The 13,574-nt window shown below is 66.7% G+C and carries 11 protein-coding genes; 7 read left to right on the top strand and 4 right to left on the bottom strand.

Going from position 1 to position 13,574, the window contains the following annotated elements; genetic code table 11:
• Nucleotides 1–2 precede the first annotated feature (2 nt).
• On the top strand, nucleotides 3–632 hold the full coding sequence (locus tag ACEN96_RS15825) for a DUF4304 domain-containing protein (protein WP_495584048.1): 630 nt from the start codon (nucleotides 3–5) through the stop codon (nucleotides 630–632).
• Between the two features lie 23 nt (nucleotides 633–655).
• Here ACEN96_RS15825 and ACEN96_RS15820 read toward each other — a convergent pair whose 3' ends face one another.
• Both ACEN96_RS15820 and hmpA read right to left on the bottom strand, forming a co-directional pair.
• On the bottom strand, nucleotides 656–1,489 hold the full coding sequence (locus ACEN96_RS15820; RefSeq protein WP_495584047.1) for an enoyl-CoA hydratase-related protein: 834 nt from the start codon (nucleotides 1,487–1,489) through the stop codon (nucleotides 656–658).
• Nucleotides 1,490–1,633: 144 nt separating this feature from the next.
• Nucleotides 1,634–2,821 carry an NO-inducible flavohemoprotein gene (hmpA, locus tag ACEN96_RS15815; protein WP_495584046.1) on the bottom strand — a complete coding sequence of 396 codons (1,188 nt, stop codon included), beginning with the start codon at nucleotides 2,819–2,821 and terminating at the stop codon, nucleotides 1,634–1,636.
• Nucleotides 2,822–2,982: 161 nt separating this feature from the next.
• Here hmpA and norR point away from each other — a divergent pair, with 161 nt between their 5' ends.
• The gene (gene norR, locus ACEN96_RS15810; protein WP_495588620.1) at nucleotides 2,983–4,557 is read left to right on the top strand and encodes a nitric oxide reductase transcriptional regulator NorR; all 1,575 of its coding nucleotides are present in this window, start codon (nucleotides 2,983–2,985) and stop codon (nucleotides 4,555–4,557) included.
• 112 nt (nucleotides 4,558–4,669) lie between these two features.
• Complete coding sequence (locus tag ACEN96_RS15805; RefSeq protein WP_495584045.1) at nucleotides 4,670–5,800, top strand: PAS domain-containing sensor histidine kinase; 1,131 nt, start codon at nucleotides 4,670–4,672, stop codon at nucleotides 5,798–5,800.
• 26 nt (nucleotides 5,801–5,826) lie between these two features.
• Here ACEN96_RS15805 and ACEN96_RS15800 read toward each other — a convergent pair whose 3' ends face one another.
• Nucleotides 5,827–6,693 carry a hypothetical protein gene (locus ACEN96_RS15800; RefSeq protein ID WP_495584044.1) on the bottom strand — a complete coding sequence of 289 codons (867 nt, stop codon included), beginning with the start codon at nucleotides 6,691–6,693 and terminating at the stop codon, nucleotides 5,827–5,829.
• 227 nt (nucleotides 6,694–6,920) lie between these two features.
• On the opposite strand from ACEN96_RS15800, the gene ACEN96_RS15795 reads away from it, so the two are divergent.
• From ACEN96_RS15795 to ACEN96_RS15780, 4 genes are all read left to right on the top strand, one after another.
• On the top strand, nucleotides 6,921–8,420 hold the full coding sequence (locus ACEN96_RS15795; RefSeq protein ID WP_495584043.1) for a hypothetical protein: 1,500 nt from the start codon (nucleotides 6,921–6,923) through the stop codon (nucleotides 8,418–8,420).
• 82 nt (nucleotides 8,421–8,502) lie between these two features.
• The gene (locus ACEN96_RS15790) at nucleotides 8,503–8,859 is read left to right on the top strand and encodes a peptidoglycan-binding domain-containing protein (RefSeq protein WP_495584042.1); all 357 of its coding nucleotides are present in this window, start codon (nucleotides 8,503–8,505) and stop codon (nucleotides 8,857–8,859) included.
• Between the two features lie 14 nt (nucleotides 8,860–8,873).
• Entirely contained in the window at nucleotides 8,874–9,155 is a 282-nt protein-coding gene (locus tag ACEN96_RS15785; RefSeq protein ID WP_495584041.1) for a hypothetical protein, read from the top strand.
• Between the two features lie 32 nt (nucleotides 9,156–9,187).
• Complete coding sequence (locus ACEN96_RS15780) at nucleotides 9,188–10,003, top strand: hypothetical protein (protein ID WP_495584040.1); 816 nt, start codon at nucleotides 9,188–9,190, stop codon at nucleotides 10,001–10,003.
• A gap of 165 nt (nucleotides 10,004–10,168) precedes the next feature.
• Here ACEN96_RS15780 and ACEN96_RS15775 read toward each other — a convergent pair whose 3' ends face one another.
• Nucleotides 10,169–13,468 carry a di-heme oxidoredictase family protein gene (locus tag ACEN96_RS15775; protein ID WP_495584039.1) on the bottom strand — a complete coding sequence of 1,100 codons (3,300 nt, stop codon included), beginning with the start codon at nucleotides 13,466–13,468 and terminating at the stop codon, nucleotides 10,169–10,171.
• Nucleotides 13,469–13,574 lie beyond the last annotated feature (106 nt).

Raw genomic sequence — 13,574 nt, 5'->3', positions numbered from 1 at the left:
TAATGACAGCAGCAAAGATCTACTCAGACTTCAAGATTGCCTTAGCTAAGTGTCTGGCGCCCAGTGAATTTCGAGCCTCAGGTGATCTCCTCTGTCGCAGGGTGCGCGATGTCTTGGTAGTGCTGGAGATTCAAAGAGACCGAAAGCACAGCACTAAAAGCGAGATTCGGTTCACCATTAATGTCGGCCTCTTTGCAATGGCGTTGGGAATCGCTGATGAGGAAACGTCCTCGGCGTCAATCCCTTCGACAGAGAGATGTCATTGGAGAGCACGTCTTGGACGCCTGACTTCCGCGCAGAGTGACTTATGGTGGGTGGTCGGCGAAGGCCATGAGGCGCAGCGAGTTTCCGAAGAAATTGCGACGGAGATTGTGGGCAGCGCCCTGCCGAAGATTGAGCCACTCACTTCATCCGAGGCGCTGATTAAGGAATGGTTGGATGGGCGTGGGCAGGGGTTGACGGAATACGAGCGTCGACTCAACCTTGCAAGATTGCTCATCGCTTCCGGACGCAAAGAAGAGGCTCGAACGGCTATCCAGGTGTTGGAGGAAGCATCCACCGGAAAGTCCTGGGAAGTGTCGGCTCGATACGAAGCGAAGGCTCTCATCGCGCGGCTTGAAAACGCCGCTTAATTCCAATCTTGCGGAGATGGAAATCACCCCTCCCTGAAATACCTCAACCCCGCCAGATCCGGAAACGCCGTCGGCCGTTTCGCCTGCGCCGCCGCGAACGCCTCCATCAGATTCCGGTTCTGCCAGATCGCCGCCTGCAGCCATCCCATCTGCTGCAGGCTGTCCTTCACCCCGTGATCCCTTGCGTAGTGAATCGCCTGCTTGCTGCCCCACACCGCCACCGGCGGCCTCTGCGCGATCTCCCTGGCGCATTGCAGCGCCGCTTCCACCGCCTCGGCCTGGCTGCCAAACACCTCGTTCACCAGTCCCACCGCCTGCGCCCGCGCCGCCGGCATCCTCCGCCCCGTATACGCGAGCTCCTTCACCACCCCCAGCGGCATCAGCTTCGGCAGCCGCTGCAGCGTCCCGAGGTCCGCCGCCATGCCGATGTTGATCTCCTGGATGCAGAAGAACGCGCCCGTCTCCGCATACCGGATGTCGCAAGCCGCGACCAGGTCCACCGCGCCGCCGATGCAGCCGCCCTGGATCGCCGCGATCGTCGGCACGCGCAGGTCGTCGAGCTTGTTGAACGCCTGCTGCATGTCCGCGAGCAGGTCCACGATCGCCGCGCGGCCCTCCGCGCTGCGGTCATCGAGCTGGATCCCTCCGCTCTGGAACACGTCCAGCGACATCCCCGCCGAGAAATGCTTCCCCGTCGACGAGATCACCAGCGCCCGCAGCGTCGCGCTGCGATGCAACTGATCGAGCACCGACTCGAGCTCGCGCCACAGCTGCGGCGACATCGTGTTCATCGCCTCCGGGCGGTTCAGCACCAGGTGGCCGACGCCGTTCTCTTCGGTCAGGGCAAGGCATTCCATGCGGGTCTCCTTGGGTCGTCATGAATGGGGAACGGACCATGCTAGCGGGAGACCCCGGAGCGCCGCGTCATCGGCGCGACGCCCGCTTCCGATTGGAGAGCGCTCTCGAACCCGGCATCCCGCGCGGGTCCTCGAGCGCCGCGCTCACGCGCCCACCAGCTCCTCGGCCGGGCCGAAGAACTCATAGCGCAGCTGCGCCGCCGGCACGCCGAGCTTGCGGCCCGCCTGGTACACGGCCTTCATGAAAGGCTTCGGACCGAGCAGGTAGAGATCGACATCGCGATCCTCCGGCAGATGCCGCGCCAGCAGCGCATCGGTCACGAGGCCGATCTCATGCGGCTCATCGCCGTCGCGCGGCGAGTCGTAGACGTACATCGCCTCGACGTTGCCGTGCGCCGCGGCCAGGACATCGACGCGCTCCCGGAACGCATGCACGCCGCCATGGCGCGCCGCGTGGATGAAGCGGATCGGCCGCCCGCTGGCCGCCGCCGATTCCAGCATCGACATCGCCGGCGTGATGCCTACGCCGCCCGTCACCAGCACCAGCGGCCGCTTCGCCGATCCATCCAGCGTGAACTCGCCCGCGGGCGCCTGCACCTGGATCGTCGCGCCAACCTCGATGCGGTCGTGCATCCAGCTCGACACCAGCCCGCCGGCCTCGCGCTTGATGCTGACGCGGTACCAGGGCTTGCCCGGCGCATCCGACAGCGAGTAGTTCCGGCGCACCGTCCGTCCCTCGATGTCCAGCACCAGCGTCAGGTATTGCCCTGGCTGAAACACCGGCAGTGGCTGGCCATCCTTGGGCTCCAGATAGAACGAAGTGATCAGCTCGCTCTCGCGCTCCTTGCGCGTCACCACCATCTCGCGCTGACCGCGCCAGCCGCCCGGCAGCGCCGCGGTCGCGGCATAGACCTGCTCCTCGGCGTCGATCAGCAGCTGGGCCAGCGCGCCATAGGCCTCGGACCAGGCGCCGAGGATCTCGTCGGTCGCGACGTCGGCGCCCAGCACCTCGCGGATCGCGCGCAGCAGGCATTGGCCGACGATGGGGTAATGCGCCGGCTGCACGCCGAGCGCGACGTGCTTCTGGACGATGCGGGGCAGGGCAGGGGCGAGTTCATGGACCCGATCGATGTGGCTCGCGTACGCGAGCACCGCGCCGGCCAGCGCGCGGGCCTGGGAACCTTCGGCCTGGTGCGCCTGGTTGAAGAAGGCATTCAGCTCGGGGTGCTCGGACAGCATCACGCGGTAGAAATGACGCGTAATCTCCTCGCCGCGTGACCGCAGCAGCGGCACCGTGGCCTGGATCAGGGCAATGGTCTGAGGCGAAAACATGAGATCTGGAACTCCGGTCTCGTTGGGATGACCCCTTCCACTCACGAACCGTGCCAGCGCCGCGAGAGGCGGCCGCCCTCCGTAACCCGTTGATCGTCAAGGACTCGCGGATCTTGCCGGCTCAGGAGGGGTCAGAATGACCGAAACTCCACCGATGTTGAATTGACTGCATTCAGGTTCAATTGACCATGGATTCCCGCTACCGCCAACTGCTCGCCGCCGTGCGCGGCCTGGTGCGCTGCGACGCCGCCGCGCTGCTGCGCCTGCTGCCTGACGAAGGCATGCCGGTGCTGCAGCCGGTCGCCGTGGATGGCCTTGCGGAAGAGGCGCTCGGGCGGCGCTTTCCGGCCTCGGCGCATCCGCGGCTGGCGCGCCTGCTGGAGAGCGGCAACGGCTTGCGCTTCTCCTCCGATGCCGGCCTTCCGGATCCCTATGACGGACTGCTCGAGCACCAGCAGGAGCTCGAGGCCGTCCACGACTGCATGGGTGCGCCGCTGCGCATCGACGGGCGCCTCTGGGGGCTCGTGACGCTGGACGCGCTCGACCCCAACGCGTTCGACGACGTCGACCCGCAGCGCCTCGCGGGCGTGGTGCGGATGCTCGAGGCCGGCATCGCCGCCGAGGAAACCATCGCCGCGATGGCCCGCCGCGCCGATCAGGAACAGGCGCTCGCGCGCGCCAGCCAGCGGGCCGGCTCGCGAGAACTGCTCGGCCGCAGCGCCGCGATGGTCCGGCTGCGCCAGGAGATCGACACCGTCGCCGGCTCCGACCTCACCGTGCTGATCCTCGGCGAGACCGGTGTCGGCAAGGAACTCGTGGCCGAGCGGCTGCATGCGCGCTCGGCGCGCCGCGACCGGCCGCTGGTGCAGATCAACTGCGCCGCGTTGCCCGAGACGCTGGCCGACAGCGAGCTCTTCGGCCACAAGCGCGGCGCCTTCACCGGCGCGGTCGCGGATCGCGCCGGCAAGTTCGAGCTGGCCGATGGCGGCACGCTGTTGCTCGACGAGGTCGGCGAACTGCCGCTCCCCGTTCAGGCCAAGCTGCTGCGCGTGCTGCAGAGCGGCGACGTGCAGCGGCCCGGCAGCGATCGCGTGCAGCGCGTCGACGTGCGCGTGCTCGCCGCCACCAACCGCGACCTGCGCGAGGAGGTCGCCCGCGGCCGCTTCCGCGCCGACCTGTACCACCGGCTCTCCGTCTACCCGCTGCGCGTGCCGCCGCTGCGCGAGCGCGGCCGCGACGTGCTGACGCTCGCGGGCGGCTTCCTGGAGGAGAACCAGCATCGCCTGGGCGCGCGCAACCTGCGGCTGTCGCCGGCGGCGTCGCAGGCGCTGCTCGCCCACGACTGGCCCGGCAACGTGCGCGAGCTCGAGCACCTCATCAGCCGCGCGGCGCTGCGCGCGCTCGCCGCCGCGGGCCGGGGAGGGCGCTGGATCGCGATCGAGCCGGAGCACCTCGGGTTCTCCCTGATCCCGGCCGCCAGCCCAGCCATCCACTCGCCTGTGCGAACGCCGTCCTTGTCGGACGGGACAGCCATGGCACCCCGAATGCCCCCGGATCAACATCCGGCCCTGCCGGCAGGACTTGGCCTGCGCGAGGCGACCGAGCGCTTCCAGCGCCAATGGATCGAGCAGGCCTTGAAACGGCACGGCGGCGCGATGGCCGCCGCGGCGCGGGAGGCAGGCATGGACCGGAGCAACTTTCAACGCCTGGCGAAACGGCTGGGCGTGAAGACCTGACAGCCTGAGGTGCCCGACACTCGACCGGGGCCCAGCGATGGAAGAATTGACAGGGATGATCGGCTGACGGGCCATAGAGCCCGCGGTCGAGGATGCGATTGGAGAACCCGCATTGGGAATCGAAGACGACGACGTGCGACGTCTGCACCAGGCCGGCGACGCGGTATACCGCCGCCTGGTCGAAGGCGTGCTGGATTACGCCATCTTCCTGTTGACGCCGGCTGGCCGCATCGCGACCTGGAACGCCGGCGCCCAGCGCATCAAGGGTTACGAGGCCGAGGAGGTGATCGGCCGCCATTTCTCGATCTTCTACACGCCGCCGGACATCGACCGCGGCTGGCCCGACGAGGAACTGCGCCTGGCCCGACGCGACGGCCGCTTCGAGGACGAAGGCTGGCGCGTGCGCAAGGACGGCACGACCTTCTGGGCCAATGTCGTGATCACGGCGATCTTCCATTCCGACGGCAACCTGCTGGGCTACGCCAAGGTCACCCGTGACCTGACGGCCCGCATGGAACGGGAACGCGAGCAGCGGCGCATGGCCGAGCTCGTCGAGGAGAGCCGCCGCATGACCGAGTTCATCGCGATGCTCTCGCATGAGATCCGCAATCCGCTGGCGCCGATCATGAACGTGCTGGCGCTGCTCGGCCGCGAGAGCCTGAGCCCGCGCGGCGAGTGGTGCGTGGAAGTCGCCAGCAAGCAGGTGCGCCAAATCAACCGGCTGGTGGAGGACCTGCTCGACGTCAGCCGCGTCACGACCGGCAAGGTGCGGCTGTCGGTGGCGCCACTGGAACTCGGCGCGGTCGTGCGCGACGCGGTCGAAGGCATGCGGCCCGCGGCCGACGAGCGCGATCAGCTGCTGAGCGCGCATCTGCCCGAGGAGGCGCTGCGCCTCACCGGCGATCGCACCCGGCTGATCCAGCTGGTGTCGAACCTGCTGAACAACGCCATCAAGTTCACGCCAGCCGGCGGGACCATCAGCGTCGACCTGCGGCGGGATGGCGAGGACGCCGTGCTCACGGTGACCGACAACGGCGCGGGCATGACCGCGGAAACGCTGGAACGCGCCTTCGAGCCGTTCTCGCAAGGCGCCGAGCAGGCACGCAGCGCAGGCGGCGGACTCGGACTCGGGCTGGCGCTGGTGCGCTCCATCGCCGAACTGCATGGCGGACGCGCCAGCGCAAGCAGCGGCGGGCTGGGGCAGGGATCGGCTGTCACGGTGCGGCTGCCGCTACGGGCCTGACGTCATGCCAACGGCCTGCGAAGACTTCACCTGTCGATCTGGACCCCCGTGAAGTCCAGGTTGGGGTGATAGGAGCACGCATTCACGAGTGCCCGCTGATGGTCTCCGAGCACCGCCGAGAGCCGCGTCGGCTGGCTGACGTACTCGTTCTGCTGGCTGCTGTTGTTGCTTCTCAGCGCGTTCTCGAATGGCGTCAGGTCCATGTCTTCGATCAAGGTGCCTCCCTGCAACTCCTCGAAGGTCAATGGCTGTACGAGGTTCTGGAGATAGCTCTCGAACGCCTTGGACCGCTCGAGAGCCGCCAGCGACTGCTTGTCGCCCCGCTTGTAGTTAGGCGCTTTCCCGCGCTTGGCGGCCGTGAGCAGCCTTTTGATGATCAGGTTTTGCCGGTCCGTTTTCGGGATGGAGGGCTCGTTCCGGAATCGCTCGATCATGGCCGTGTTGTTCCAGATCTCCGGCGTCGTGTTGACCTTGACGAGCTTGCGGAGCGCATCCGGATCAGGATCGTCCACTTGATTCAGGAGCTCTGAGATGTCTCCCAGCGTCGCACCCAACGGCGCGGGGCGGATGACGCTGGAAGTCTTCGGTATCTTGAACTTCTCGATCTTCCCCGACTGCGTTCGGCTGATATCACCGTGCCCGCTGATCGTGCGCCGCGTCTTGGCTTTGACGGGCGATTGCTTCTTGCGGCCCAACTGCGCGGGCATCGTCCCTTGCAACACCTGCATGGCCTTGCGCTGGGCGACCATGCGCGGCGATTCATCGATGGCGTGCTGGAGGGCGCTCCTGCCGCCATCGCGCGATGGCGCGGCGTCTCGCGCTGATTGACAGGACGCTTGCTCCGCCGCTGGTTGGCGCTGCGGCTCCTGCGATGCAGGCTGGCGGAATCTCATCGGCAGGGCTCCTCACTGCGGCCTTCATGGACGCTAGCAGGCCGCGGTGGCCGAAGGCATCGGCGGATTGCTGAGATCAGCGACGACGCAGGCTGATTTTCTCGCGCCAGCAGCACTCCGAATACCGCAGAGACGGTATTGCCGCCGGCTTGGGCTGCCGCCGAGGATATCGGCCGAGCCAAGCCAAACCGGACTTCGCTGCAACCTGTCGAATGGGAGATTAGGAAATGGCAATTCGCCAAGTCATTGTTCCGTGGCAAAGGGACTACAACTTCGGGATCGGCGTAGACCTCGTATCCACCAGCCCGATGGCGCGTGTCGTGAACGACATCCATGTCGGCGTGGCTCTGGCCGCCGGCGCCACCGTGGAATTCCAAGTCCAACGCATTCGCACCACCAGCGACCTTGAACAGTCGCTTGGCATCGATGCCAGCGCAAGCTATGGGTCCGCCGCGTTCGGCGCCGGTGTGGATGCACGGTTTCAGTTCGCCAAGAGCGTCGGCGTCCAGACAGCCTCTCTCTTCATGGCGATCACGGCGCGAATCAGCCTGGAGTACCTGTCCATTGATGATCCTGCGATGACGGCAGATGCCGCCTCGCTCATCGACCGACCCGACATCTTCGAACAGCGCTTCGGCAATGTCTTCGTGCGCGGTATCTCTCGAGGCGGTCTGTTCGTCGGCGTGCTTCGTGTCGATACCCAAAGCCAACAGGACTCCGAGAGCCTCGCCACCGAGCTGAGGGGCTCCTACGGGCTGTTCTCAGCCGAAGCGAAGGCGAAGTTCCAGAAGGTGCAGGAGACGTATCGGGCATCGTCTTTCGTGCAGATGCATCACGAGGGTGGCCCCACCAACCTCAAGATAAACGACCCTACCGATCCCGCCGAACTGCTCGCCAACGCCAACGCCTTCCTCCAGTCCTTCCAGGACAGACCCGGCGAGGTCGCGGTTCCGTATGAGGTGACCCTGGCGCCGATCTCCATCGCTCGCGGCCCACTGACCCTCAATGCACAAGACATCGAGCATGCGCAAGACGTACTGGCGTTCTGTGCCAAGCGCCGCTCTGCGCTTCTCGACCAGTTGAACGGCCTCCAGTACGTCGTCGACAACGCAGCGCGCTTCGATTTTTCCAACGGCGCAAAGATGGAAGCGGTGCAAGAGGCGCTGGCCGATACGCAACTGGATATTGAGCTGATCGCCGACTGCGCCAGCGCCGCTATCAACCATCCGCGCGATGCCGCGATGCCGGTTGAATTCGCGAAGGCCGCAGGCGGCGTCTTTCCAAAGGCCATCCTGCCCACTCCCATGCCGCTGTCGAAAGCAGGGGCGGCTCCTGCCCTTGGCAGCACGCTCAACCTGACGCTGGACGGCATCCTCCTGTGGGGCGGGTGGCACACCCCCGAGGAGCTTGCCAACGCGTCGCTGGACGATAAACGCAACGCCATCATCAGCGAGGCGACGAAGTTGACCCGCGTGCCCAATCCGTACTTTCTCCAGGGCTTCGACAACGACGCCCTGATCGCGAAGGCGGCAATCATCATCTTCCTCATTCGCGCCAAGGTTCGGCGGCCTGAGGACATGAAGACGATGACGGTGGACGAGCAGCGCGCCACTTTGATCATCGAGAACCACAACCACACGAACATCGCCACGCCCAACCTGCAGGCCATGGCAGATGCTGACCTCGTGCATCTCGGCGTCACGTGGGCGCCGCTTGTCATGCAATGAGTTCCATGGGGCATGGACAGTCCCGCCACAGATCTCTTCGCGGCGAACCGCGCTGGTTCCTTTCATTCAACAAGGAGGATGCATGCCAGATTCGACCATTCCCAGCACCTTGACGACCGGCTCGGCCGGCGAGGATGTCGAGCTGCTCCAACGGTTTCTCGTCGCGCTTAGCTTCGCGCCTGGAGACGTCGAGCCCGATGGCACATTCAGCGACACGACGTCTGAACAGGTCGCGGCGTTCAAGAACTCCCAAGGACTGCCGGACGACGGCACCGTTGACGCAGACACCTGGATGGCCCTATTTGCCGCCATCGGGCCGACTCCGTCCGCGGACATGCCTGTCGTCAATCTTCAGGACTATCCGGCCCTATCGCAGCTGCTCGCATACGCGGCGAACAGCGACGTCGATGGCTACGTCAGCGCGGAAAACATTGGCTGAACCGGGAGCAGGAAATGAGTTGTGACCTTGAACTTGCATTGGCGCTGGTGGCATTCGGCAACGCGTTTGTAAGCACGCCGCCCGCTGGGGCCGGTGAGCTGCTGGCTCCGCCGCTGGAACCTTTGCTGCTGGCAAAGATGTGGCTGAGCTGGGTGGGCGCCATGTTGGCGATCCGGAGACTGGCAGATTGCTATGACGCAAGCGGGCGTCAGGAAGACGCCGCCTCCCTGCGCAGGCGGCTCCAGCAACTGGAGCAGGAAGTTGACCGCATGAAGCGGCAGGTCGGTTCCCGCTGACTTCCCGAACTGAGGCGTGAACAGAGGTGGCTATGGCTCTTTCAAAGGATGAGTACGTCGCACGTGCGTACGCCAACGCGTTCGGTGATCGTGGCGAGGACTGGTTGCCGGACCGGGGCTTCGGCGCCAACCGGCCCCGCATGATCCGTCTGTATGACTATTACCGGGATGTCTACAACAGATCGCCAGAGGTTCTGCTCTGGGCGGGGCTTGGGCGCATGGCCGGCGCCGAAGTCGTCGCGGGCTTGGACTTCCTGGTGTCGACACAGGGGGACGCTGGTCCGATTCAAGCGGGACTGGTCGCGACCGGACGAGCCATCTTCGACGACTTGGCCTGGCTTCATGAAGCTTGGCTGGACGACCCCGAAGGGGCAGTCGACCTTGCCCGTGAGCACGATGCGCAAAGCCCGGCGCAAAGGTCCTACGCCGACGCGCTAGCCGCTCTGAACAGCGGCGATGCGGCTCAGATCGTTGCCGGCAACAAGCTCTTGCTCGAGATCGAGCAGTTCTCCATCGTGCAGCCCCGTTACGACGCCATAGGAAGCGCATTCTCGTTCTCCTTGACCCGTACGGCGGCTGAGAATGTCCATCCCTACCATCGCAGTTTCATCGAATCCTTCCCAACCACGGTGACCAAGGACGTGATCGTGGCGGCTGACCGCTGGGAATGGATCAACCAGGCCGGCGGGATGTGGGAGAACTGGGCTGGGGGCTTGCGGAATCCAGCGGTTGGCGTCGACAGTGCGGAGCGGTTGCGGCTCGTCAACCTGCCTTTCGATCAGCTGCTGCAACGCAACTTCGCGGTGCCACAGGAGTGGACCCGCCTGTTGCCGCCGGGGGCACCCTGATGCCCGGAGTTGTTGGCATTGCCGATCGACCCCCCTGCGCCGTGCCAGTCGCTCATCCGCGCAGCGCTGCTGGTTGGCCGTCTCCCCCTGAATGCAAAGAGGCCGTGGCGTCGAGCCACGGCCTCCAGTTGGTTCAGCTGGCGCCGGTCAGCGCTTCGCGTGCGATTACAGCGAGCGCAACCAGGCGAGCAGGGCGTCGCGGTCGGACTTGGGCAACTGCTCGAAGCGCTGGCGCGACTTCTCAGCCTCGCCGCCGTGCCACAGGATGGCCTCGGTCAGCGTGCGGGCGCGGCCGTCATGCAGATAACCAACCGGCGTCGAGGCCTGCACCTTGTCCGTGTACCCAATGCCCCACAGCGGCGAGGTGCGCCACATCGCGCCCTGCGCCTGACCCTCCGGCAGGCTGTCCGCCAGCGCCGGACCCATGTCGTGCAGCAGCAGGTCGGTGAAGGGACGGATGGTCTGGTCACGCAGCTCCGCGAACGGATGGTTCTTGCCCGTCTTCATCTCGGCCGTGTGGCAGGCCGCGCAGCGCAGCGCGTCGAAGACCTTGCGGCCCGCCTGCACCTGCACCGCATCGACACGGTGCTCGTCCGTCGGCATCACGCCCTTGGGGAAACCGCTCGCCAGGCTGCGCTGCGCCGGCACCGCCAGCAGCTGCATGTACTGCGTCAGCGCGGTCAGGTCCGCCTCCTGGATGCCCTTCTGCGCCGGCGCCGTGCGGCAGCCCGCCGGGTCCGTCGCGCAGCTGCGGTTCGGGAACACCGGCGAGGTCACCGACATGTCGTTCAGCAGCGCCGCGGCCGCCTGGTGACGCACGCTCGCCTTGTAGGCCTTCCAGCCGAAACGGCCCAGGCGCGTCGCGCCAGTCTCGGGATCGAAGACGAAGTTCGCCTTGCCCAGCACGCCATCGACATCCGGCTGGTTGCGCACGCGGGCCAGGATGTCGGCCTCGGGCACCGCCTCGAGCAGGCCGACACCGATCATCGGCTGCGCCGCGCGCGCCGACCACAGCTGCGGCACCGGGCCGTCGAAACCGAACGTGGGCTTGCGCAGCTCGACCTTGGTGCCATCGGCCAGCGTGACGCTGCGCGTCTCGAAACCGACCACCCGCACGCCGTTGCCCCAGTCCTGCGGCACGCCGCTGGCGGAGAGCGCGTTCATCTGGATCGCCGAGCCGTAGCGCGGGTCCGGACGCACCGCGCCATCGGCGCCGCGCACCGCGACGTGGAAGGACATGCGGTCCATGCGCTGGTCCACCGCGAACGGCGCCGGGCTGCGGCCGTTGTTGGTGTGGCACTGCACGCAGGCCGTGGCGCTGAAACGCGGCCCCGCCAGGTTCTGGATCGAGGTCATCGGGTCGTTGCCCGCCTCCGCATGGGCACCGGTGATGAAGCTGCTGTGCACCGTGCGGCGGCCTTCGACGAATCGCTGCAGGTTCTGCATGCCGATGTTGTTGAAGGGCTGCTGGAACATCCGGAAGCCTTCATCCGAATAGTTGTACGAGACGGAGCCCAGGCCACCCGACCAGGTCGACTCCGGCAGCGGCACGCTGTTCAGGCGCGGCTGCACGCCGTACCAGGGCTGCAGGCCGCTGCCCATCACGTAGATCACCTCGGAGGTGTAGTAGCGGAAGTCGCCCTTGTCCCCGATCGCGTCCATCGCGGCGCGGCTCGAGAAGAAGGAGCCGGTGAACTCGATCGCCTCGCCCAGCTTGAGCGCGCGCGACGGGATGTTGACGCCGTTGGGCACCAGCACGCCGTCGGCGTTGGGCGCCAGGTCGGAATGACCCGGCATGTTGTCCAGCACGACCGAGCAGCCGTCATTGGCGCCGATGACGCCCTTGAAGCCGGTGGTGGGCTTGAGCAGGGCGTTCTGCGGCGGCTTGGGCACGACCGGGCAGGAGGTCAGGTCCTTGAAGCCGTCGGTGTAGGTGGTCGGGTCCAGCAGTTGGCCCGGCGACATCCAGCCGTAGCCGGTGACGTTGGGATCATCGATGCGGCGGAAGAAGGAATGGCCGCCGCCGCGCTGCGCCTGCGGGAAGTACTGGTTGACGATCAGGCGCGGCTTGGTGACGCCGGCCACGCGGCTGTTGTCGATGAACTCCACGCCCCAGGTGCGGTTCCTGAAGTAGTTGGCGACGAAGTTCATGTAGTTGCCCGGGCCCTTGTCGACCGGGTTGCCCTGCGCGTCGACGGTCTCGTTGGGACCGAAGCCGATCTCGTTCCAGGCCTCGCCGCGCTCGCGGCCGTGACGGCCCACGCCGCGCTGGCCGAAGCGCGTGACCAGGGTGCCGTCGGGCAGCGTGAACTGGATCGTCTCGATCGGCGCCTGCGGCTGGAACAGCGCCGCGAGGTTGGCGCCGCTCGCCGGGGAGGGGAAGGGCGTGGTGGTCGCCGCGGGGATGCTGTTGTCGCTGCCGGTGGTCTTGAACTCGACCTCGAACAGCGAGTAGCCGTACTGCGTCGCGCGGGCGATGCCCTGCATGCGGACGAAGCGCGTGGTGACGCCGAGGTTGAAGTACTCCTCGGTGCCGCCCTTGCCGCTGCGCTGCTCGCGCAACTGCGTCCAGGCCTTGCCGTCGCTGGAGACCTGGATCGCGTAGGCCTTGCCGTAGGCGTTCTCCCAGACCAGCTTCATGTAGCCCAGCGGCTGCGCCGTGCCGAAGTCGTACTGGATCCACGCGCCATCCTCGGCCTTGCTCGCCCAGCGCGAGGACAGGTTGCCGTCGATGGTGTTGCCCGCGGCCAGGCCGCCGTTCTCGGCGCTGGAGGCCAGCACCGCCACCGGCTTGATGGCGACGCCGGGCTTGCTGACATCACCCGGCTGCGTGTCGGGAGGCGTCGTGGGGTTGGTCGGCGTGGTGGGATCCGTCGGCGGGACCGGCGTGCCGGTGAAGGCCTGGATCTCGAAGATGGAGTAGCCATAGCCCGTCGAGCGCGCCAGGCCCTGCACGCGCAGGTAGCGGCCCTGGCCCGCGAGGCCGGTCAGGTCCTCGGTGCCGCCGGCGCTGTTCTCGATGGTCTTGATCGTGGTCCAGGTCTTGTTGTCCTCGGACGTCTGCAGCGCGTAGCGCGTGGCGTGGGCGTTCTCCCACTGGATGCGCACGCGGCTGATGGCGACGCTGCTGCCGTAGTCCAGCGTGAGCCATTCGTTGTCGCTGAAGGCCGAGCCCCAGCGGCTGTTGTCGTCGTGGTCGATGGCCTTGTCGGCGCTCAGGTCGCCGCGCTCCATCGAACTGCCGGTGGCCGCGACCGGCGTCAGCGCCGTCTCGCTGCCGTTGTCGCCGGCCTGCGCCTTGGCGCGGGCGGCCGCGTCGGCGCTGCCGCCGTCCTGCGACGCGATCTGCGCCGCGGGGTCCTGCTGCGCGCTGCCACCTCCGCCGCAGGCGGCCAGCAGCGCGCTGCCCAGCAACGCGGGGACGATGGCCCTGCCCATCGTCGTTCCGATTCTCTTGAATGCCATGGTGATTCCCTCCCGTGCCTGTGCCGGTGCGATCTGGTTTGTCCCCCATGAAGGGGGCATGCGGCGCGGAGTGTCCTCGCCGGATTTGCCGCCCGGCAAGTTTTAA

Source organism: Roseateles sp. Mitsp63 (assembly GCF_059491535.1).
Note: the sequence above shows the minus strand (reverse complement) of the source record. Positions and strands in the feature narration are given on the sequence as shown.

Excerpts from the sequence above, each read along its gene's own strand:
- ACEN96_RS15790 (WP_495584042.1), top strand. The coding sequence starts at position 8,503 with ATGCCAGATTCGACCATTCCCAGCACCTTGACGACCGGCTCGGCCGGC.
- ACEN96_RS15795 (WP_495584043.1), top strand. The coding sequence starts at position 6,921 with ATGGCAATTCGCCAAGTCATTGTTCCGTGGCAAAGGGACTACAACTTC.
- ACEN96_RS15775 (WP_495584039.1), bottom strand. The coding sequence starts at position 13,468 with ATGGCATTCAAGAGAATCGGAACGACGATGGGCAGGGCCATCGTCCCC.
- ACEN96_RS15825 (WP_495584048.1), top strand. The coding sequence starts at position 3 with ATGACAGCAGCAAAGATCTACTCAGACTTCAAGATTGCCTTAGCTAAG.
- ACEN96_RS15785 (WP_495584041.1), top strand. The coding sequence starts at position 8,874 with ATGAGTTGTGACCTTGAACTTGCATTGGCGCTGGTGGCATTCGGCAAC.
- ACEN96_RS15820 (WP_495584047.1), bottom strand. The coding sequence starts at position 1,489 with ATGGAATGCCTTGCCCTGACCGAAGAGAACGGCGTCGGCCACCTGGTG.
- ACEN96_RS15780 (WP_495584040.1), top strand. The coding sequence starts at position 9,188 with ATGGCTCTTTCAAAGGATGAGTACGTCGCACGTGCGTACGCCAACGCG.
- ACEN96_RS15800 (WP_495584044.1), bottom strand. The coding sequence starts at position 6,693 with ATGAGATTCCGCCAGCCTGCATCGCAGGAGCCGCAGCGCCAACCAGCG.
- hmpA (WP_495584046.1), bottom strand. The coding sequence starts at position 2,821 with ATGTTTTCGCCTCAGACCATTGCCCTGATCCAGGCCACGGTGCCGCTG.